The organism is Bacillus sp. V5-8f, from assembly GCF_002863565.1.
GTDB lineage: Bacteria > Bacillota > Bacilli > Bacillales > DSM-1321 > Peribacillus.
The window spans coordinates 1-20,092 of the sequence record NZ_PGUW01000007.1; the positions used below are offsets into that span (position 1 = coordinate 1).

Sequence of the window (20,092 nt, forward strand, 5' to 3'; positions counted from 1 at the left end):
GACGCGCACGACTCAAAATCGTGTTCCTCTGGAGTGTCGGTTCGACCCCGACCACCGGTATCAAATCTGATCGAAAACACAAAAAACCTATGCTTAGAGCATGGGTTTTTTGTGTATATAGAAAGTTTATTGCGCTTTTGATAGTTGTTGCATAAAATTTCTCCCGCCCGCTATTATAATTGGAAAGTCTATTGAGTTTGTTTTTCTGAATTTTTGAATTTACGCAATCCAATTGAGATAAAATCATTAACCATTAGCGTAACAAATTCCTCTCCGTATTCCTCAGTCAGTGCTGACAGCTCCTTCTCTACATCTCTCGATACCAGAAATTTAAATTCCCGCTTCGATATTTCGTCGTACAGCTCATCCGTTAATTGATCGAGTTGTTTTATTAGCTCCAAATATCGTTCATGCGGTAATTTTTCATTGGTCAATAAGCCCATCCCCTTTTTTGATTTTGTTTCATTCTACTGTATAAAGAGATGAACTATTCTTATTAGAATACTCAAAGGTAAAAAAAGCCCGCATTCTTCTTCAAATCCGCGAGAGGAACTTGAAGTAATGTTCTATAAGTTCTTGGCGTAGTGGTTAAGCCGGTTTGACATATCTTGAATTTCTTCTATAAAGGTTGAAGTTTCTTGTATAGAATCGACTTGTTCCTGCTTTATACATTACTATTAAGAATCCTTTTTAAATTTACCAAAATATTAGGTTCCGATAAATGCATAATATTGTTTATTTATGGTAAAAATAAATATACAGCTTCAAATCTCTTTAGTAAGGGTTTTGAAAATTTTATTAAGACTTTTTTAATAAATGTGCTTGATTATATGTAGATAAGGGTATATAATAGGTTTTGTTGAAGGGAACATGATTCGACAAAAAATGCGGGTGTAGTTTAATGGTAAAACCTCAGCCTTCCAAGCTGATGTCGTGAGTTCGATTCTCATCACCCGCTCCATACATATGATCACAACGCAGTATTTCGTTACAATGAGAACGAAGTATTGCGTTTTTATATTTTTAGGGCATACCTTTTTGGTATGCTTTTTATGTTGGGTACACTGACTTTAGTGGTAGGAGGTTGTGTATGGAGGAAATAAAACAAAAGAGGGAACAAAATCAATGGAAACCATTCTTGCAATTGATCATCACTGAAAAACCTCCAGTCTTATTGATATCTACGGTATTGGTGTTTAGTCTGCTGGAAACTGCAGCTAGCCTAGTGGTCCCACTTTTCACAAAGAGGTTGGTTGATTTAATGGCTGGTGGGGAAGTTCAAACTAGTGTCATTTTGCTTCTTATAGGAGCTTTTATTGCACAAACGGTAGCCGGGGGATTTTCTTTTTATCTATTAACATATATCGGGGAAAAAGTGATTGAGGGAGTTCGCCGCAGGCTTTGGAAACATATCTTGCAATTGCCGGTATCATTTTTTGATGCAAACCAATCCGGGGAAACACTTAGCAGAATTACGCAAGATACAAACACAATCAAAACGGTCCTTACTAATCATTTAGTTACATTTATTTCAGGGGTTATTTCCATTATCGGATCTATCATCATTCTTGTTAGTTTGGATTGGCAAATGACTGTCATTATGTTAGGTATCATCCCAGTCTCACTTCTTATTATCATGCCGCTTGGCCGGAAAATGTACAAGGTTTCAAGAAAAACGCAAGATGAAATGGCACAATTCAGCGGCAATCTTGGCAGGGTGCTCAGTGAGATCCGGCTTGTGAAATCTTATAATGGGGAGGACATAGAAAGACAGAAAGGATTTCACGGTGTTCAGCAATTATTCCTTTTCGGATTAAAGGAAGCCAAAATCCAGGCGGTAATTTCCCCCTTTATGACAACAATTTTGATGGTAGTCCTGGTCATTCTCATTGGTTATGGCGGGGTGCGGGTCGCTTCAGGGCAATTAACGGCTGGTACTCTGGTAGCGATTATCATTTATATGTTTCAAGTAGTTGTGCCTTTTAGCCAGCTAGCTTCTTTCTTTACAGCATTCCAGAAGGCGATGGGTGCGACAGAACGGATTCAGGGACTGATTGCTCTTCAGGTTGAACGATATGAAGGTATGCGGGAAACATTATTAAATGGAGATTTGTCATTTCATGAAGTTGCGTTTTTTTATAATGAATCCAGATTGGTTTTAGACCGTGTCAGCTTTACTGTTCCCTCCAATAAAACGGTCGCTTTGGTTGGTCCGAGTGGAAGCGGAAAAACAACTGTCTTTTCGTTGATAGAACGGTTTTATCAACCTGGCCAAGGTTCCATAACTATTGGCGGAATTTCCATAGAGGAGTTAGATCTCTCGGTTTGGAGGTCACAAATCGGTTATGTGTCACAGGATAGCCCTGTGATGACAGGGACAATCAAAGAGAATATTTGTTATGGGCTTCAGCACGAGGTTACCAATGATGAGGTATATGCTGCAGCAAAAATGGCAAATGCCCATGATTTTATCATAAGCCTTGGGGACGGGTATGAAACACAGGTCGGGGAGCGGGGCATCAAGCTATCAGGAGGGCAAAGGCAGCGTATCGCCATTGCAAGAGCCATCCTTAGAAACCCGAAAATCCTTCTGCTTGATGAAGCAACATCCAATCTCGACAGCGAATCTGAGCAGTTGGTTCAGCAGGCCATAAAAAATCTGATGAAAGGCAGGACAACACTAATTATCGCACACCGTCTTTCTACAGTAATTGATGCAGATCAATTGCTTGTTCTTGAAGAGGGAAGAATTACTGGGAAAGGGACGCACAACGAACTTCTCCAGAACCATAAGTTATATCAAAAACTAGCAAAGCAGCAGTTAAAATTAAACTAAAAAATGCAGCCGAGCTGGCTGCATTTTTAGGGTACATTATCCTTGTTTTTGGCGCTAAACCCCTATCATTACCCGGTTTCTTCCCCTTTGTTTAGCATTGTATAACCCCTGATCTGCTTTGGTGATTAGGGTTGTAACCGAATTAATGCCACTTTGCATAGTGGTAGCCCAACCAATAGAAACAGTAACATGTAATTCTGCATTTTCATTGATTCTGAAGGTGCTCTTTTCAACTGCTTTACGTATTCTTTCTGCAATTGCCTGACTTGAGTTAGCATCGCAATCCGGCATAATAATACTAAACTCTTCACCGCCGTTACGAGAAACAAAGTCTATTGATCTGCATGAAAGTAAAAGTATTTGGGCCACTTTCCTAATCACCTTATCTCCGGCGGGATGCCCAAAGGTGTCGTTTATTTGTTTAAAATGATCAATATCTATAACCAACAAGGATAATTCATTTTCTTTCTCTTTTGCATAGGAATACATGGCATCAATCTTTTGGTCAAACGAACGAACATTATTTAAGCCTGTGAGGTGGTCTTTTTGGGATGCTTTCTTTAGCATTTCATAGTTTACGTCATTTCGCCGCAGGTAAGATTTAATAATATAAGCTGCGAAAGATGCTAAAGCAATAGCACCGGCGTATTGGATAAAAATAATAATTTCGGTTTTTAAATTGGGTATAACTAAGTGAAACGTAGAAGCAAGAATCATAATAAACGACAAAGGCATGAAAACCCACTTTTTTTCTCCACTCAACCGTGAATTACCAATTACAGTAAAAGCTAGTGCGGACATACCAAGAACGTAAATATTGTTGAGGGATGAAAAGGAGATTGGATACAACAATAACCGGGAAACGATAATGATTCCTGTAGCTGTAAAAGTAGAAATCGAACCACCAACATACGCAGCTATCATTATCGGTATAATTCTAAGATCAATAAGGAGCCCATCGTTCAGTTGAATACCAAAATGCATAAGAATTACACCAAAAATACCGTGAAAGATGCCGCCAATAATCCGATATCGAATAGAGTATTTTAATGATACGTGTTCTCTTAGGAAATACTGATGTATCAGGAAAATGCCTGTGCATAAAATACAAAAATTAACGAAAAAATCTTCTATAACCAACATTTCAAAAAGATTATCCTTTCAGCTTTTTACTGTCTCAACAAATCACTTGAATCCGTATTCCCAATGGTTAATATTTGACAGATGCTAATAGTTTGCCGCCATATAGAAAACTAGCGTAATCAAATAATTATTCAGCTTTTTAACCTGTTTATTATACAAACAGATATTGGAAAATGTCCAATCGTCTTTAGACAAAATATACGATCTTTCGACCCTTTCCTTTGTCCATTCGGCTAATGATTTTATGCATTGGGACAAATAATCAAGTATATTAAATTCATCTTAAAAAGGTACATTTCTTATATATATCCCACTGGCTTGCTTTCAAAGGCTTGTTTAACAAATGCTCCTAATAAATTACAGTAATTGGCGGTGAAAAGCTGTCAATGGTTGGTGGTGCAAAAAATAAATATGGGAAGACATTTCTGTAAAAATAACAAAAATGCAGCCTTCCGCGGCTGCATTTGTCAGTTGGAATTTAAATTACACGGCAAGAAGCTTCACCGCCATGGATTTGCAGGAACATGTCCATTAGAGACTTTGTTAGTTTATAACCCTCTTCCTTTGACATGGAGGGCCGCAAATAAATGATTTGAAGGGCATTGTGGGTTTGTTCAGTAACCATTGTCCGATTTGAATCGACGAAGGGACTCCCAAAAGGACCTAAATCATCTGCAGAGACGATCATATTTTGCATCGAATTTATCCTGCCATTGATGCCGGTATACTCTTCGCCAGCTTCTCCGATCTTGATCGTAACATCCCCACTGATTTGATCGCTGTTATAAATGCCAATCGGCACTTCATATTGCAGGGAAAAGAAATTATTCAAATCGATGGCCGAGTTTACTGGGGTCAGGTAGTTCTGTTTTTTGATGCGGCGATAAAGGGCCTCAGCAGATGGGCGATAGCGCGAAGGATCGGTCCCCGCCAATTTAAATATCTGGCGCCATTCCTTAATCCCTTTAAAATCGGTCAAATCTTTTTCCTGCAGGTCAAAAAAGATTGACTCTTGGAATAATTGCAATCTTCCTTTTACCATTTGCGGGGAATCTCCCACTTTTAGACCACGATATGTAATGATCCCGGCTTTAAAATCTGGTATTTTTCCAGTCAGTGTATGATCAATATAGGTTTCCAATCGTTTCACCTCCAAAAACTACGGAATATCGTTTATTATAGATAGAGTGGTTTTAATACAACTATAAGCGAATCTTCTTTCATTTTAAAGAGGAAAGGAGGAATCTGAATGAACTATCAAAAACTGAAAGAAGAAATTATAATATATAGCCAGGAAATTGGCATCAATAAAATTGGTTTTACGACTGCCAATACATTTGGGGAAATGAAAAACAGGCTGATTTGTCAGGCCGAGTTGGGATATCAATCGGGTTTTGAAGAGCCGGATATAGATAAAAGGGTTCACCCGGATTTGATTTTTCCTGAACCACGTTCAATCATTTCCATTGCGATAGCTTATCCTTCCAAAATGAAAGACGCCCCGAAAAGCAAAAAGGGGGAAAGACGAGGAATTTTTGCCCGTGCGTCTTGGGGAACGGATTATCATGTGATCCTTCGGGACAAGTTGAAGCAGTTAGAAGAATTTATTCAAAGAAAGGTTCCTGAAGCGGTAACAAAATCAATGGTTGATACTGGAGAGCTCGTGGACCGGGCAGTTGCGGAACGCGCAGGAATTGGCTGGAGCGGAAAAAATTGTTCCATCATCACACCGGAATTCGGTTCTTACGTTTACTTGGGAGAAATGATCACGAATTTACCCTTCGAGCCAGATCAGCCGATGGAAGATCGTTGCGGTAATTGCAATAAATGCATCGATGTATGTCCAACAGGAGCACTTGTTGCAGGAGGCCAATTGAACGCCCAACGTTGTATCGCGTTTCTGACCCAGACGAAAGGATTCCTGCCGGATGAATTTCGTACGAAGATTGGGAACAGGCTTTATGGCTGTGACACTTGCCAGACCGTGTGTCCGGAGAACAAGGGAAAGGATTTTCACTTACACCCAGAAACAGAGCCTGATCCGGAGATTGCCAAGCCCTTATTAAAGCCGCTCCTTTCTATCAGCAACCGTGACTTCAAAGAAAAATTCGGACATGTTTCCGGTTCTTGGAGAGGTAAAAAGCCGATTCAGCGGAATGCCATTATCGCCCTGGCCCATTATAAAGATGAAACGGCGCTCCCTGACCTTATTAAGGTATTGAGAGAAGATACAAGACCTGTCATTAGGGGAACGGCTGCATGGGCCATTGGCAAGATTGGCGGGCCGGAAGCTGAAATACAATTGCGTCACGCTCTTGAAAGGGAAACGGATGAAGAAGTATTAATTGAAATAAAAAAAGGTATGCGGTTCCTTGAAACAGCACAGTAAAACCCGGCATTGCCGGGTTTTTTACATTAATCAGGAACATGGAGGTACCATTTGATTGATAAAGATTTTTCTTTAACAGCTACACCTCTCGCTATCCTCGCCTTTTCTTTCACTTGAAGGGAACAGGAGTAAGACACTTGGACTTTCCCTAATAAAAACTGAAATTTCACTCATAACCTTGGGTTTTACATATAAACCTGGATATTCGGCCTTGGATTTGTTTCGATCCTAAACCCTTTTGTTGTTTTCGCTCTTCTAATAATGTAGCCCTCCTTTTCATAGATATACAGTATATTCACAAATGGGAGGGCTGGCCTTGAAACAACAACTGGAAACATTATTACAGCAGCGGGTTAACCAATTTGTCCAAAATGAAAAAAATCCAAGCGGTCATGCAGAAGAAAAAATAGAGCGGAAACTAGGATCATTAAAGAAGCGAGACGCAGAAATTGTCCAGGTAAGGGCTTCGGGAAACATTATTTCGGAGTGCAAAGGGTATCAGGAAACAATGGTTGATTATATGGTCCACTTCCGTTTTCTAATTAAACAACATGATTTTTTTATAGATGAAGAAGGAACCGAGTATCGGACAGCAAGATTTGTTGGTAGAGAACTAGTTGAAGACCAAGAAAAAGAACAAAAGTCAGAAATACCTGATATTGTTTTAGGAACTGAACGAGATTTATTCGATGAAAGGCTGTCTTATTCCTACGACCGGTTGAAGGCCGTACAATATGCTGAAAGATGGTGGAATGAGTTTAACCCTGCGTACAGACAATTTACCGACGATTGTACGAATTATATTTCACAATGCTTACACGCCGGAGGGATTCCTATGTGGGGCAGTTCAAATAAAACAAAGGGTTGGTGGATGAGAGGGAACAATTGGAGCTATTCCTGGACAGTTGCCCATTCCTTAATGTTATTGCTCGCAAATGGGAAAGGCATCCGAACAAAAGAGGTTGCCTCCCCAATGGAGCTTCAGCTCGGAGATATCATTTGTTATGATTTCCAGGGGAATGGGCGGTATGACCATAACACAATCGTTACAGCAAAGGATTGGAGCGGGATGCCGCTCGTTAACGCTCATACCACGAATAGCCGGCGCCGTTATTGGGCGTATGAAGATTCAACTGCATATACACCGAACATCGAATATAAATATTTCATTATCCTTGATGGGGACTGAAGTTTTTAATGCAAAGGCAAATAATGATATAATATCTGGTAGAGAATATTTTAGAGGTGACAACATTGGCCATACATGTAGTGTTATATCAGCCCCAAATACCCTCCAATACAGGAAACATAGCCCGTACATGTGCAGCAACGGATACAACGCTGCACTTGATTCGTCCGCTTGGATTCTCCACGGATGATAAAATGCTGAAGCGGGCTGGACTGGATTATTGGGAGCATGTAAAGATCAATTATTATGACTCGTTGGAAGAATTCTTCGAAAAAAATGAAGGCGGGGAATTTTTCTATCTAACTAAATTCGGCAAGAAGCCTCATTCAAGTTTTGATTACAGCGAGAAAGGCAAGGAATATTTCTTTGTATTCGGCCGAGAGACAACCGGACTGCCAAAAGAACTGATCCGTGAGCAAATGGACCGCTGCCTGCGCCTTCCAATGACGGATAAGGTACGTTCACTGAACCTTTCAAACACTGCAGCCATCCTTGTTTATGAGGCTCTCCGCCAGCAGGATTACCGTGATCTGGACATGGAGGGCAAGCTTTAGACTGTACTTAATGAAGGCTTAGGGACGTGATAGAGCTAAAACATTCTGTCACCCACCCCTGTCTTCTTATTTTATCTTTCTCATGAGAGTGAAACATATATAATGAGGTGAAGAATGATGAATGAAGTAATAGAACGGATATTAAACCATCGCTCTATTCGATCCTTTGAGGACAAGCCGTTAACGGAAGAACAAATTCTTACGATTATTGAATGTGCACAGGCCGCTTCAACTTCGAGTTTTATGCAGGCATATACCATCATTGGTGTTACAGAACCGAAGAAGAAAGCGGCCCTCGCCCAAATTGCCGGCTCGCAGGAATATGTGGAGAAGAATGGGCACTTATTGGTGTTCTGCGCGGATTTACATAGGCATGACGTCATTTCCGATATGGAAAATAAGGATCTTAGTGAGCCGCTTGAGAGTACGGAAAAATTTATGGTCGCCTGCATAGATGCAGCCCTTGCTGCGCAAAATGCCGCACTTGCAGCAGAATCGATGGGTCTGGGAATCTGCTATATTGGTGGGATACGAAATAATCTTCCGGCGGTAGCGGACATCTTAAATATTCCGTCAAGGGTGATCCCGCTTTTCGGTTTGACAGTGGGCTACCCTAGTAACATTACGGATAAGAAACCAAGGCTTCCGCTTTCAAACGTCTATCATTTAAACGGCTACCAGCAAAAAACAGATGTCTTTTCTGATGAATTAAAAGAATACAATGATAGTATTTCCCGATATTACTTAGAAAGAACGGATGGAACACGGTCTGACACATGGACAGGCCAAATGGCTGGAATGCTGGAAAAGAAGAGCCGGATGTACATGAAAGGGTTTGTAGAACAGCAGGGGTTGAATAAAAGATAAAAAGCTGCCAAGTGAGGCAGCTTTTATTATTGGTTTATTTCACACCGGGTTTGTCATTGTAGCCGGCTGTGAATATTGCTGCTAAAAATGACACTGAAACGGCTATTATTAATATTGTACCCATTATGTAGCCCCCTTTTGGCATTGATGGTGTGACTGTAGCATGACGAAACAGCAGTGTTAGTATTGTTCTTCTGTCCAAAACTCAATTAGTATGGAAATATTATACCTCATCTTAATAGGACTGTGAATGAAAACGGTTGTATTTTTTCACCTATTGAACAACTATTCACTATTTTTTCAACTTTTTGAATACCGTGCTCTCGTTGTATGGTGCCATTTTCACCAGCCTTTGTTTCCCCCTTTTCACTAACCCTATACATGTTTCGCTAATTCAGAGCATAGAGTAGAGTATCATCTCTGAAAGTAACAAGGGGAGGTTCCTTAATGGATATTTTAAAGAAAATTGAAAAGTACAGAGAAGATGAACAGAGGCTGAAGTGGGAAGGCACCTTCGCGGAATATTTGGAGATTGTAAAGGAAAAGCCATGGGTTGCACAGTCTGCTCATTCACGAGTTTATAACATGATTAGAGATGCAGGTATAGAAGAAGTGAATGGGGTACGTAAATACAATTTCTTTAGCGGCCAGCTTTTCGGCCTTGAGGAAGCTCTTGAAAGACTGGTGGAGGAATATTTTCATCCTGCCGCCAAAAGGCTTGATGTCAGAAAGCGGATTTTGCTTTTGATGGGACCTGTATCTGGAGGGAAGTCAACACTTGTGGCAATGTTAAAAAGGGGGCTTGAAGCTTATTCCCTTAAGGGCCAGGGTGCGATATACGCTATTAAAGGCTGCCCAATGCATGAAGATCCGTTGCACCTAATCCCTCAGCACTTGCGCGAAGATTTCAACGAGGAATACGGTATCCGGATCGAAGGGAATTTATCACCGCTCAATGTGATGAGGCTGGAAAAGGATTACGGCGGCCGGATAGAAGACGTACTCGTCGAGAGGGTTTTCCTATCGGAGGATAAGCGTGTCGGAATCGGAACATTCAGTCCTTCTGACCCGAAATCACAGGATATCGCAGATTTGACAGGGAGTATTGACTTTTCGACGATTGCCCAATATGGGTCGGAATCAGACCCGCGCGCCTATCGGTTTGATGGTGAGCTTAACAAGGCAAACCGGGGCATGATGGAATTCCAGGAAATGCTTAAATGTGACGAGAAATTTTTATGGCATCTGCTTTCTCTCACGCAGGAAGGGAACTTCAAGGCCGGCCGGTTCGCTTTGATTAGTGCAGATGAGTTAATCGTCGCGCATACAAACGAAACCGAATATAAATCGTTCATCGCCAATAAAAAGAATGAGGCTCTTCATTCAAGGATTATTGTAATGCCAATCCCGTATAACCTGAAAGTGAGCGAAGAAGAAAAAATTTATGAGAAAATGATTCGGGAAAGCGATGTATCTGATGTCCATATCGCCCCGCACACCCTTAAGGTAGCGGCGATGTTTACCATCCTGACGAGGTTAAAGGATCCCAAGAAGGGTGACATTGACCTGGTGAAGAAATTGAGGCTATATGACGGTGAAAATGTGGAAGGTTACAATTCCGCAGATATTGCAGAGCTAAAGAAGGAATACCCTGACGAAGGGATGAGCGGCATCGATCCGCGCTATGTCATTAACCGTATTTCATCAACCATCATTCGCAAAGAAGACAATCCGTCCATTAATGCCCTTGATGTACTCCGCTCATTGAAGGAGGGATTAGACCAGCACCCATCCATAACGAATGAGCTCCGAGAGCGGTACCTGAATTTTATTTCGCTCGCACGGAAGGAGTACGATACCATTGCAAAAAATGAAGTACAAAAGGCATTTGTTTATTCCTATGAAGAATCTGCGAAAACATTGATGGATAATTATCTTGATAATGTGGAGGCTTACTGCAACAAATCCAAGCTGCGCGATCCGCTTACCGGAGAAGAAATTTCGCCGGATGAAAAACTGATGCGTTCTATTGAGGAGCAAATCGGTATTTCTGAAAATGCAAAAAAAGCATTCCGTGAAGAAATTCTCATACGTATTTCGGCATATGCGCGTAAAGGGAAAAGGTTCGACTACAATTCACATGACCGTTTGCGGGAAGCGATCCAAAAGAAATTGTTTGCAGATTTGAAGGATGTGGTGAAAATCACTACATCCTCAAAGACACCGGATGAAAACCAGCTTAAGAAAGTAAACGAAGTCGTTGCAAGGCTTATTGAGGAGCATGGATATAATTCCACATCTGCAAATGAATTGTTAAAGTATGTTGGTAGTTTATTGAACAGATAGCATTTGCAAATGGCCTGCCAAATTTGGCAGGTTTTATTTTTATGGATTCGGGCTGAAATTTCAGGAAGTCGTATACCTTTTTCAACGGCCTGCAGCCTGGTAGAATACATCTCCTCCTTGCGGGAAAGGTAAGGATAAAAGGAGATGGTATTTGTTGAAAAAGAAAAATCCGAACCAGGAAACCGAACAGACAATTGCCCCCGGGTTTGATTATGATGATGAATTGAACGAAAGTGCAACTCCAGAGGAAGTGGAAAAAGGTGAATATACGAATGTAACCACATTGTCCCTTGACGAGGTGGATCCAATCTGAATCCTGCCGGATGGCAGGGTTTTTTATGTTTTTTAAGTTTTCACCTTTAAATCAAGCCATTAATCTAGTGATAATCTGTTCAGTCTTTTTATTACAGACACGATTTTTTCTCCGGATTACACCTGGCACACATTGGCCCAACAGTGGAGGACAGCAGAAGTGGGTGAACAGATTATTCAAAGCATGCCCAGGTGGGAATTTTGGAAGGAGGCCATGAAAAAACAAATATAAAAACCTTTCTTTTTAAATGAAAACCCACTCCTGGAAGTCTTAGCATACTCTCCAAAGTGGGTTTTTCTTACTATTAAATAGTCACATGTAATCCATGAGCTTCAAGTGTCCCTATGATTTGCTGGAGTGAAATCTTTTGGTGGTCGAACTCGACTTTTATTTCACCGTCATTGGTATCGAATAGTGCTCTTTCAATCCCATCGCTTTTAAGCAAAAGGGATTCTACATCCTGAATATTGCTGTTGGAAGTTGCCTGTTTTACATAAATTGTAGCGTTCTCCATCATGAGTCTCCTTTCCACGAATGACTAACCTACCTTATCTATACCCTTTTCCACGGAAGATATGACATAGGAACACAAGGTATGAAAGTTTCTTCTAGTGCACTATAGGGTAAAAGATACCAGAGGTGATTTTGATGGAGAATAATCTTAAAAGGGAAAACGTACCTGAAAACAGCTCTATGGCGAAAGATTTCGACGAAATGAAAGACCTAGGAAAGCAAATGGAGAATTTAAGGACCAACGAAGAACTGAAAGAATGGAATAAACGTCCCGGTACTGTGCAGCACGAAGAAGTAGAAGTTAATCAAGAATAGACAAGGTCTCCACGTTGAGGGGGCTTTTTTTTGTGCTTTCAAAATTCCTGATGGAAGCCTGTCCATTTTTTTAGGTAAAGACCTTTTGTCAAAATTTTTTGTAAATTATTTGCTGTCCGCGCATATGATAGAGTAATCCCATTCTTTAACTGTTTTACCAACGGGACTGTTTACACCTAAAAATGATGATTGAAAAAATTTTTTCACACTACATTATCTTATGCATGATTATGGAAGTATGTGCAAGAAAAATTAGGAGGGGAATAAATATGACAGAAGCGGACAATCATCAGTTTGTGATTTCGAAGGAAGATTGGTCCCTCCACCGAAAAGGATATGATGACCAGCAACGTCACCAGGAAAAGGTACAAGAAGCGATCAAGAATAATCTGCCGGATTTAATTTCAGAGGAAAGCATTATCATGTCAAATGGACGCGATGTTGTCAAAATCCCGATTCGCTCCTTGGATGAATATAAAATACGTTATAACTATGACAAAAATAAGCATGTAGGGCAGGGAGACGGCGAAAGCCAGGTGGGGGATGTAGTGGCCAGGGACGGTTCACCGTCACAGCAGCAGGGCCCTGGGAAAGGGCAGGGTGCCGGAGACCAGGCAGGGGAAGACTATTACGAAGCCGAAGTTTCGATGATGGAAATTGAAGAGGCATTATTCAGCCAATTGGAACTTCCTAACCTTCAACAAAAGGAACGGGCTGAAAACAGGGTAGAACATATTGAATTCAATGATATCCGAAAAACAGGACTGATGGGTAACATTGATAAAAAGAAGACAATGATGGCTGCGTTCAAACGAAACGCTTTAACCGGAAACCCGGGATTCCATCCGATTTACCAGGAAGATTTGAAGTTTAAAACATGGAATGAAGTCATCAAGCCTGATTCTAAAGCGGTAGTTTTGGCCATGATGGATACTTCGGGCTCAATGGGAATCTGGGAAAAATACATGGCGCGCAGCTTTTTCTTTTGGATGACCCGTTTTTTGAGGACTAAATATGAGACTGTGGAAATTGAATTCATCGCCCACCATACTGAAGCAAAAGTCGTCCCGGAAGAGGACTTTTTTACAAAAGGGGAAAGCGGCGGCACCATATGCTCATCCGTATACCGAAAAGCTTTGGAGCTGATCGATTATAAATACGATCCCATGAGATATAATATTTATCCCTTTCATTTTTCGGATGGAGATAACCTGACGTCAGATAACGCACGATGCGTGAAGCTCGTCGAGGAGCTTATGAAAACTTGCAATATGTTTGGGTATGGAGAAGTGAACCAATACAATCGTATACCCTCTACCCTTTTTTCGGCTTATAAAAACATTGAAGATGAAAAGTTTAGGTACTATATCTTAAAACAGAAAAAAGATGTATTTTCTGCTTTAGAAACGTTTTTTAGAAAAGAGAACAAAGTTAATCAAATTACAGTTACTGTACCCAACAAGTAAAACATCAAAGAACAATAAAGATGTTTAAAGTTAATTATACAATCTAAAATCAAAGAGACACTAGGACATTGGACTCCTAGTGTCTTTTCTATTACTTATACATATATATTGATTAGAGATATATTTCAATCTTTGTAAAAATCCTTTTTCTTAGCGTCAGCTCTCTGTGTCCCTGCATTAGATTTACCATATATATCTAAACACCTAACTACATGTTGAAGATAATTAATAAGAACACTTCTTAATAATAAAAGAGCTAAGGAGAAAAAATGTCAGAGTATTTATTTTTTTATTATCCAGAAGGTATTCCTGATTTACCTGAACTGGAAGGGAACGATTTAAAAAAAGGTGTAGAAACAAGAAACTAGATAATGATTTAATATTTATCGCTGGAATACTTGCTGAGCTAGGGCTTCCGGGAGAAATAGATCAGCATTTAAGCAGTATTCTAATAGAAGCACGAATGATGTTATCAATGGCAGTGAATACTAATGTCCCGCAGCAGAATTACTTTTAGCAAACTTACACTTTCGAAGAATTTTCCCACCAATCCCTACTGGAGATTCTAAGTCTGTCATTATTGTAAGCGAGTTGAGAGATTTATTGGTAATCGCTGAAGAAGATGGACAGCTAAAATTGACTGCTGGAACATTTAAACCAGAAAAGGTATATGGTATACCACTTAAATTTTTTATAAATAATACTCGTTTTCTCAGGAGGATCTGATGAGGAATGGATGTCTAGTTCCAATATACTGGGTTAAAGATGTCATTTGGACATTATCGAAAAGACTAAATAGATCATGTTATCGGTTCACGGAAATGGTGGACGTTTTTTTCTTATAGCTATCTAGCCATTGGGATTTGAGATTTTAACGATGACATAATTTTGATAACTTTATGCTAAATTGCATATTTTATTTAAAAAAATGCAATTAATGGTTGAGTTACCAATAAAAATACTCTATAATTCGATACAAGGGAAAAATTTACTATTTTAAGAGGTGAAAGTATGTTTGATTTACAAGATTTTAGGCAAAATGTACTGAAAATGACTCAGGAAGAGTTTGCTAAATTAATAGATAGCAGACAGGATTATGTATCAAGAATGGAAAAAAATCCAGAAGCAATTGATTTAAGTCTTCTTTTAAAAATTGCCTCTGCAACAGGTACTACCTTGGATGAGTTAGTTGGATATAAAAAGGATTTACCAAAGGCACTGTCAGTAGATAATACTTGGGAAACTTCAAGCTATATCAAGAAGACTATGCTTGAATATATAAAGGTTAGAATGAAAGACTTAAATCTTGAAGATACATCTCATTCTAATATGGTAGTGGAATTGAAAAAAATGATAGATTCTACTCTTCGTAAACCTACTGTTGCAATTGTTGGAATGTCAGATGCAGGGAAAAGTAGGCTGATTAACTCATTAATCGGACAAGATAAGATGCCTACATCTTGGACACCTACAACATCAATTAGTGTTCATATTAAGCATGTAGAAGATCGGCCTTCTTTTATAAAAGAAGAAGCTTGGATCTTTAAAGGTGGGAAGAAGGGCTTTGATGTACATAAGCTTCATGATCAAGCTTATTGTGAAAAGTACAAGATTGCAGCAGGTGAGGCACATATATTATCGGATTACGGAACACGACAGGGTTCTAAATATTTAGAGGATGCAAGTGCTGCTATTATATTTGTTGAAAGTCCTATTCTTCAAATTTGTGACATTGTAGACTTACCGGGATTTGGCACAGGTGACCGAGTGAATGATGATAAATTAGCACAAAAGTCTAAAGAATTTGCTGACATTGTTATATATCTATCAATTGCGAATGGTTTCTTACGTGGGACGGATATCGAATTCATTAAAAATTCAATAAACTCTTTACCAGTTTTAGAGAATAGGGGAAATGACTTAAAACCATTAAATAATCTGTTTGTCTTAGCTTCTCAAGCACATACAGTAAACGGTGGAAGTAAAAATGATTTACTTGATATTCTAGATGCAGGGTCAAAACGTTTATATAATGAAATACCTGAAGAAATTTGGGAGAATCGTGCTGAAGCATCTGGTTATTCTTATCAAGAAATACATCTCAGGGAGAGGTTTTTCACTTATACAACGGATAAACCATATTTGAGAGAAGATTTTGAGCAAGACCTAAAGCAATTGTTAGAAGTTTTACCAGTAATGATAAATGACAAATCAAAGACATCTATACAAGAATTTATAGCATCTCAAAAGAAGGAACTTCAGATTGAAATAAATTCTTACTATGGAATGTTAAAAAAAAGGGAACAATTAATTCAGTACTTTAATGAGTTGAAGGACAATGAACCCCAACGAATGAACGATAACTATCAGTCAAGAATGAATGTCTTGGAGAAAATTCAATCTTTCCGTCAAGAAACCATTAATACATTTGAAGATGTATATGCAGAAATTATATCAGTAGATAATATAGTAGAGATTATTAAAAAACAAGGCTATAAGAAAAAGAAAGATGATATTGAACGCTTAGGTGGATTTATAAGTAGTAAAATTCAAGCAAAGCTTCAAGATATTCTTAAAAAGAAGTCATCGGATTTAAATGATGTTATTGATCGGTTTATTAAGGATTTTGATGAATCAATTAAAAAGCCAAGTAATTTAGATTTAGATACCTATGTTATTCCGTTTGATAGTGTTAAGGTGTTCGCAAGTGGTTTAGCAGGACTTGCTACCTTCGGTGGGTTAGCGATTTGGGCTTCTACTTTAGGAAATCTAGGTGCTTATATTTTAGTTGCAAAGGGTGTTAGTGTATTATCGGCGGTTGGCATCAGTGTAGCTGGTGGAACTGCAGGAGCAGCATCAGTAGTTGCAGCTCTAGGTGGACCAATTACTCTTGGTATTGCTTTAGCGGTAATTGTTAGTTTATCAGTCTTTGCCTTCGTATCAGGTGGGTGGCAGAAGAGTATTGCAAAAAAAATGGTCAAAGAGTACGGGAAACAAAATACGCTACAAAAATTTGTAAGTGAAATAGATAAATTCTGGAATGACACACAAATGGAATTTGAAACGGCCGCAGATCATCTTGAAGAGGAATGGCAACAAAAATTAAAAGAATTAGTTGATGAAATTGCTTCTTACAGTGTTGAAGAGTTAGAGGCAAACATTTTTAAGGGGAAAAAGATGACTGATTTTTTTGAGTCCGTGCCATTGAATGAGCTAACAATGGCATAAGAAGGAGTTTGACTGCTGATGATTACAGAAAGCCAGAATACATTCTTAGAGGAACTGATAAACAATAATGATATTTATTCTGCAAATATCTTACTTAAAAATATTTTCAGTAAAAACGTCTCAGATCCACTTGTTTTTAATAAGTTCTTTGAATTTTGTATGAAAATTTCTAGATGGAATATTGACCTTCCATCTAGAACAATGTTCTTAGACCAAGCCGATTCTGCTCTTATCTTTTTTAGTGAAAATACGGATATAACTAGAGAGACACTTGAGATTATTCAAAAGTGTCAGGCTGAAATTACAGAAGTAAAAAAAGAAATCTCAAGTGTCCATTATATTCAAGAAGATAAGATAGTAGATGAGTTGATTGAAAAAAACAAAGAATGTCTTTTAAAGCTAACAGAATATAAGTTTAAACTTCAAAAGTGCAATAATCAAAACAGTTTTCAAGAGCTTTTGAAGAGGATAGAATTTACTGAAAATAATATCCAAAAAGATTTATTAGAAGAATCTCAGCAAAAGTTATATGAAGAGCTAACTAAGGATTACCAGCAAATTATAAGCCAAAAACTTAATGAATTTGAGCGTTTAAAAGTGAAGGCTTATAATAAGAAAGCTGTTCAAGACTATTATTATGTTTTTCAAGAGTTTAAAAGAGATGAGGAAAAGCATAAAAATAATTTTGTTGAATTAAAGAGATTAGTGGGTAGAAGGTTATTTTGTTATGATGCAAACCAACTGTATTCAGAAACAATGATTTATTACAACAATGTATATTCTTATATTTTTAGCAAACTAGATGATGAAGGTAAATATCGTTTAACTGAACTCGCGATTGATACCGAAAAGAAGAGTTATTAGAATGGAGCGGTGAAATGTTTACAAACCGGCGAAGTATTACAAAAGCCACACATGGATCCAATACTTTTAACCACAACATGTTAGGTATAGGTCTTCATTCTTCTAATACGTTTGGAACTATCCAAACAACTAATGGTTATAATGATCAATTTGAGAACATTTTTAGTGACCTAAACGCAAGAAGACAACTTTTACAGGATAAAGTGAGCCAGCTACCTAATGGAAACACAAGTTTGAGGAATGATGGAGTAGGTCTTGGGTGGCGCTATGAACAAGCGGAGATTGAAATGGGCGGAAAAGGATCTACGAATTGGTCTGACGCGCAAAGACAAGAAATATTAAACAATGGCAAGGTTCGTGGTGCAGAAGGTCACCATATTAATAGTGTTAAAAACCATCCTGATCAACAAGCAAATCCTGATAATATCGAGTTTGCAAAGGACCGAAATGAACATCTTCAAAAGCATGGAGGTGACTTCCGGAATCCAACAGAAGGAGACTTGATTGATAGGAATGGGAGATTGGAAGAAGTTAACCGTCAACGAGTAATTAAAAATGAATTAACCGGTATTGGATTAGCTGCTGCTATTGGCTTAGGTGTTGGTTTTACCATTGGTTTTGTAACCACGCTGGCTCAGAAAGGGATTGCTATTGATGGTGTTAAAGCAGCGATGGGAGTCGGTTTGAGGGCTGGTTTAGAATCGTCAATGCTAGCGACAATAAATCACGTAATTGTCAGGGGGATTGGGGAAACAATTACTCAATCATTAAGTCAATTTGCGATCCAGCAGTACGGATTTACCCTTACGGAAAATCTAATAAAAATGTGTAATATGGCAACAATTGGTATTGTTGGATCGATTGTATTTAGTACATGGTTGTTTGTAAAACTTAGATGGAAAGGTCATAGTTCCAGATTTGCATTTGCATCGGCTGTTAAAAGCTTAGGTACCTCATTAGCGATTCTTTTCATCTCAATTATAGCCCAAGGAGTGTGGGGAGGGTATGCAGGACTAATTGTATCTCTATCCATCGGTTTATCGATGGTTATCTTCCAATATGTGAAGCATAACTTAAATCACAAGCTTCTTGATAATATAACTAACTATTCAATTGAGAAGAGTCGTCCTATTCTATTTATAAAGGAGAAGTAGGATGAGATATGGTTCTTTTATTGTACAGATAGAACATCAAGATGAAAGAAATCAATTTAGTACAGTTTCTGAAGAAGCTGTTGATTTTTTGCCAAATCCTTTACGGGAATTTTATATGGAAGCGAATCCAGAGGATGTTGAAATTATTTTAGAGAATCTCACATCTATCAGACTATATCCACTACATCAATTGAGGGACCTTCAAAAAGAATACAAAATTATACAGGGATTTATATTTGCCACACTTGAAGGAGATCCAATTGTAATTAATGATGGCAAAGTATTTATAGCTGTTCATGGCTCAGGAGCATGGACTTTTGAAAAAGAATCCTTCGTTGAATCCTTTGATATGTTTCTCGAATATATTATCAAAAATTTGAAGGAAAAAGACTGAGGACTTATCATAAGTGTATAGTTGAACAGCAACTGCGGATTAGCAGTTGCTTTTTACGTTGTAAAATTGAGTTAAGGTATTTACTCTAAAAAGGAAATTGGTACACAAAAGATTGGAGCGAACATTCTTAAAGGAATTGGTTGGGAAAAGTACACTCAATTGGGTTAAAGTTCTGCTTATCTTAATAAGGTTTTTTCTATACTTATTTTTCAATCATATTATCGATATTTCCCCAAGTTTCCTTAGACAACCGCATATCGGCTTCCCTTCTTAATTCATGTTGCCATCTTTCTTGTTTTTTGTAATTTTTATAAATATTTTCGAAGTCTGCAAGAATTTTTTCTATACTACCTTCCTTAAAAAAGAGAGAAATGTTTCCTAGGTACAATTGATAACCTCTGGGTTTATCACGATCATATTTAAAATCTAATTGTAACGGTTTAGCGTGTAATTATGTCTCTGATAAAACAAGGTAAAGTTTATTTTGCAGATCTCTTCCCGGTTTTTGGTTCAGAGCAAGG

The 20,092-nt window shown here is 38.5% G+C and carries 18 protein-coding genes and 1 tRNA gene; 14 read left to right on the plus strand and 5 right to left on the minus strand.

The window, feature by feature from the left end; genetic code table 11:
• Positions 1 to 188: 188 nt before the first annotated feature.
• On the minus strand, positions 189 to 434 hold the full coding sequence (locus CUU64_RS10795) for a hypothetical protein (RefSeq protein WP_101633643.1): 246 nt from the start codon (positions 432 to 434) through the stop codon (positions 189 to 191).
• 453 nt (positions 435 to 887) lie between these two features.
• On the opposite strand from CUU64_RS10795, the gene CUU64_RS10800 reads away from it, so the two are divergent.
• Positions 888 to 961: transfer RNA gene (locus CUU64_RS10800), tRNA-Gly, on the plus strand.
• A gap of 129 nt (positions 962 to 1,090) precedes the next feature.
• On the plus strand, positions 1,091 to 2,836 hold the full coding sequence (locus CUU64_RS10805) for an ABC transporter ATP-binding protein (RefSeq protein ID WP_101633644.1): 1,746 nt from the start codon (positions 1,091 to 1,093) through the stop codon (positions 2,834 to 2,836).
• 54 nt (positions 2,837 to 2,890) lie between these two features.
• Here the strand turns inward: CUU64_RS10805 and CUU64_RS10810 are convergent, their stop codons facing one another.
• Positions 2,891 to 3,979 carry a diguanylate cyclase gene (locus CUU64_RS10810; protein ID WP_101633645.1) on the minus strand — a complete coding sequence of 363 codons (1,089 nt, stop codon included), beginning with the start codon at positions 3,977 to 3,979 and terminating at the stop codon, positions 2,891 to 2,893.
• Positions 3,980 to 4,457: 478 nt separating this feature from the next.
• Complete coding sequence (locus CUU64_RS10815) at positions 4,458 to 5,120, minus strand: B3/B4 domain-containing protein (RefSeq protein ID WP_257985488.1); 663 nt, start codon at positions 5,118 to 5,120, stop codon at positions 4,458 to 4,460.
• 108 nt (positions 5,121 to 5,228) lie between these two features.
• On the opposite strand from CUU64_RS10815, the gene queG reads away from it, so the two are divergent.
• The 6 genes from queG to CUU64_RS21995 all read left to right on the plus strand — a co-directional run bounded on the left by queG (position 5,229) and on the right by CUU64_RS21995 (position 11,637).
• Positions 5,229 to 6,368 (plus strand): tRNA epoxyqueuosine(34) reductase QueG, encoded by a 1,140-nt coding sequence (gene queG, locus CUU64_RS10820; protein WP_101633646.1) that lies wholly within the window; start codon positions 5,229 to 5,231, stop codon positions 6,366 to 6,368.
• Between the two features lie 316 nt (positions 6,369 to 6,684).
• On the plus strand, positions 6,685 to 7,557 hold the full coding sequence (locus CUU64_RS10825; RefSeq protein WP_101633647.1) for an amidase domain-containing protein: 873 nt from the start codon (positions 6,685 to 6,687) through the stop codon (positions 7,555 to 7,557).
• 65 nt (positions 7,558 to 7,622) lie between these two features.
• The gene (gene trmL / locus CUU64_RS10830; protein WP_101633648.1) at positions 7,623 to 8,111 is read left to right on the plus strand and encodes a tRNA (uridine(34)/cytosine(34)/5-carboxymethylaminomethyluridine(34)-2'-O)-methyltransferase TrmL; all 489 of its coding nucleotides are present in this window, start codon (positions 7,623 to 7,625) and stop codon (positions 8,109 to 8,111) included.
• A gap of 117 nt (positions 8,112 to 8,228) precedes the next feature.
• On the plus strand, positions 8,229 to 8,978 hold the full coding sequence (gene nfsA / locus CUU64_RS10835) for an oxygen-insensitive NADPH nitroreductase (protein WP_101633649.1): 750 nt from the start codon (positions 8,229 to 8,231) through the stop codon (positions 8,976 to 8,978).
• Positions 8,979 to 9,425: 447 nt separating this feature from the next.
• On the plus strand, positions 9,426 to 11,324 hold the full coding sequence (locus tag CUU64_RS10840) for a PrkA family serine protein kinase (protein WP_101633650.1): 1,899 nt from the start codon (positions 9,426 to 9,428) through the stop codon (positions 11,322 to 11,324).
• Positions 11,325 to 11,478: 154 nt separating this feature from the next.
• Positions 11,479 to 11,637, plus strand: coding sequence for a hypothetical protein (locus CUU64_RS21995; protein ID WP_180954556.1), 159 nt, complete (start codon positions 11,479 to 11,481; stop codon positions 11,635 to 11,637).
• Positions 11,638 to 11,941: 304 nt separating this feature from the next.
• On the opposite strand, the gene CUU64_RS10845 is transcribed toward CUU64_RS21995, so the two are convergent.
• Entirely contained in the window at positions 11,942 to 12,151 is a 210-nt protein-coding gene (locus CUU64_RS10845; protein ID WP_101633651.1) for a heavy-metal-associated domain-containing protein, read from the minus strand.
• A gap of 134 nt (positions 12,152 to 12,285) precedes the next feature.
• Between CUU64_RS10845 and CUU64_RS10850 the strand changes: the two genes are divergently transcribed.
• The 6 genes from CUU64_RS10850 (at position 12,286) to CUU64_RS10875 (ending at position 19,571) form a co-directional block, all read left to right on the plus strand.
• A complete protein-coding gene (locus tag CUU64_RS10850; RefSeq protein WP_101633652.1) occupies positions 12,286 to 12,465 on the plus strand; it encodes a hypothetical protein in 180 nt (59 codons plus the stop codon).
• Between the two features lie 269 nt (positions 12,466 to 12,734).
• Entirely contained in the window at positions 12,735 to 13,931 is a 1,197-nt protein-coding gene (yhbH, locus tag CUU64_RS10855; protein WP_101633653.1) for a sporulation protein YhbH, read from the plus strand.
• Between the two features lie 1,011 nt (positions 13,932 to 14,942).
• Entirely contained in the window at positions 14,943 to 17,159 is a 2,217-nt protein-coding gene (locus CUU64_RS10860; RefSeq protein WP_101633654.1) for a dynamin family protein, read from the plus strand.
• A gap of 18 nt (positions 17,160 to 17,177) precedes the next feature.
• Positions 17,178 to 18,023, plus strand: a complete 846-nt coding sequence (locus CUU64_RS10865) for a hypothetical protein (protein ID WP_101633655.1) — start codon at positions 17,178 to 17,180, stop codon at positions 18,021 to 18,023.
• A gap of 14 nt (positions 18,024 to 18,037) precedes the next feature.
• A complete protein-coding gene (locus CUU64_RS10870) occupies positions 18,038 to 19,177 on the plus strand; it encodes a hypothetical protein (protein WP_101633656.1) in 1,140 nt (379 codons plus the stop codon).
• A gap of 1 nt (position 19,178) precedes the next feature.
• On the plus strand, positions 19,179 to 19,571 hold the full coding sequence (locus CUU64_RS10875; protein ID WP_101633657.1) for a hypothetical protein: 393 nt from the start codon (positions 19,179 to 19,181) through the stop codon (positions 19,569 to 19,571).
• Between the two features lie 202 nt (positions 19,572 to 19,773).
• Here CUU64_RS10875 and CUU64_RS10880 read toward each other — a convergent pair whose 3' ends face one another.
• Complete coding sequence (locus CUU64_RS10880) at positions 19,774 to 19,959, minus strand: hypothetical protein (protein ID WP_101633658.1); 186 nt, start codon at positions 19,957 to 19,959, stop codon at positions 19,774 to 19,776.
• Positions 19,960 to 20,092 lie beyond the last annotated feature (133 nt).

Coding starts and splice junctions, on each gene's coding strand:
- CUU64_RS10805 (WP_101633644.1), top strand. CDS start 1,091: ATGGAGGAAATAAAACAAAAGAGGGAACAAAATCAATGGAAACCATTC.
- CUU64_RS10810 (WP_101633645.1), bottom strand. CDS start 3,979: ATGTTGGTTATAGAAGATTTTTTCGTTAATTTTTGTATTTTATGCACA.
- queG (WP_101633646.1), top strand. CDS start 5,229: ATGAACTATCAAAAACTGAAAGAAGAAATTATAATATATAGCCAGGAA.
- nfsA (WP_101633649.1), top strand. CDS start 8,229: ATGAATGAAGTAATAGAACGGATATTAAACCATCGCTCTATTCGATCC.
- CUU64_RS10840 (WP_101633650.1), top strand. CDS start 9,426: ATGGATATTTTAAAGAAAATTGAAAAGTACAGAGAAGATGAACAGAGG.
- CUU64_RS10845 (WP_101633651.1), bottom strand. CDS start 12,151: ATGGAGAACGCTACAATTTATGTAAAACAGGCAACTTCCAACAGCAAT.
- CUU64_RS10850 (WP_101633652.1), top strand. CDS start 12,286: ATGGAGAATAATCTTAAAAGGGAAAACGTACCTGAAAACAGCTCTATG.
- yhbH (WP_101633653.1), top strand. CDS start 12,735: ATGACAGAAGCGGACAATCATCAGTTTGTGATTTCGAAGGAAGATTGG.
- CUU64_RS10860 (WP_101633654.1), top strand. CDS start 14,943: ATGTTTGATTTACAAGATTTTAGGCAAAATGTACTGAAAATGACTCAG.
- CUU64_RS10865 (WP_101633655.1), top strand. CDS start 17,178: ATGATTACAGAAAGCCAGAATACATTCTTAGAGGAACTGATAAACAAT.
- CUU64_RS10870 (WP_101633656.1), top strand. CDS start 18,038: ATGTTTACAAACCGGCGAAGTATTACAAAAGCCACACATGGATCCAAT.
- CUU64_RS10875 (WP_101633657.1), top strand. CDS start 19,179: ATGAGATATGGTTCTTTTATTGTACAGATAGAACATCAAGATGAAAGA.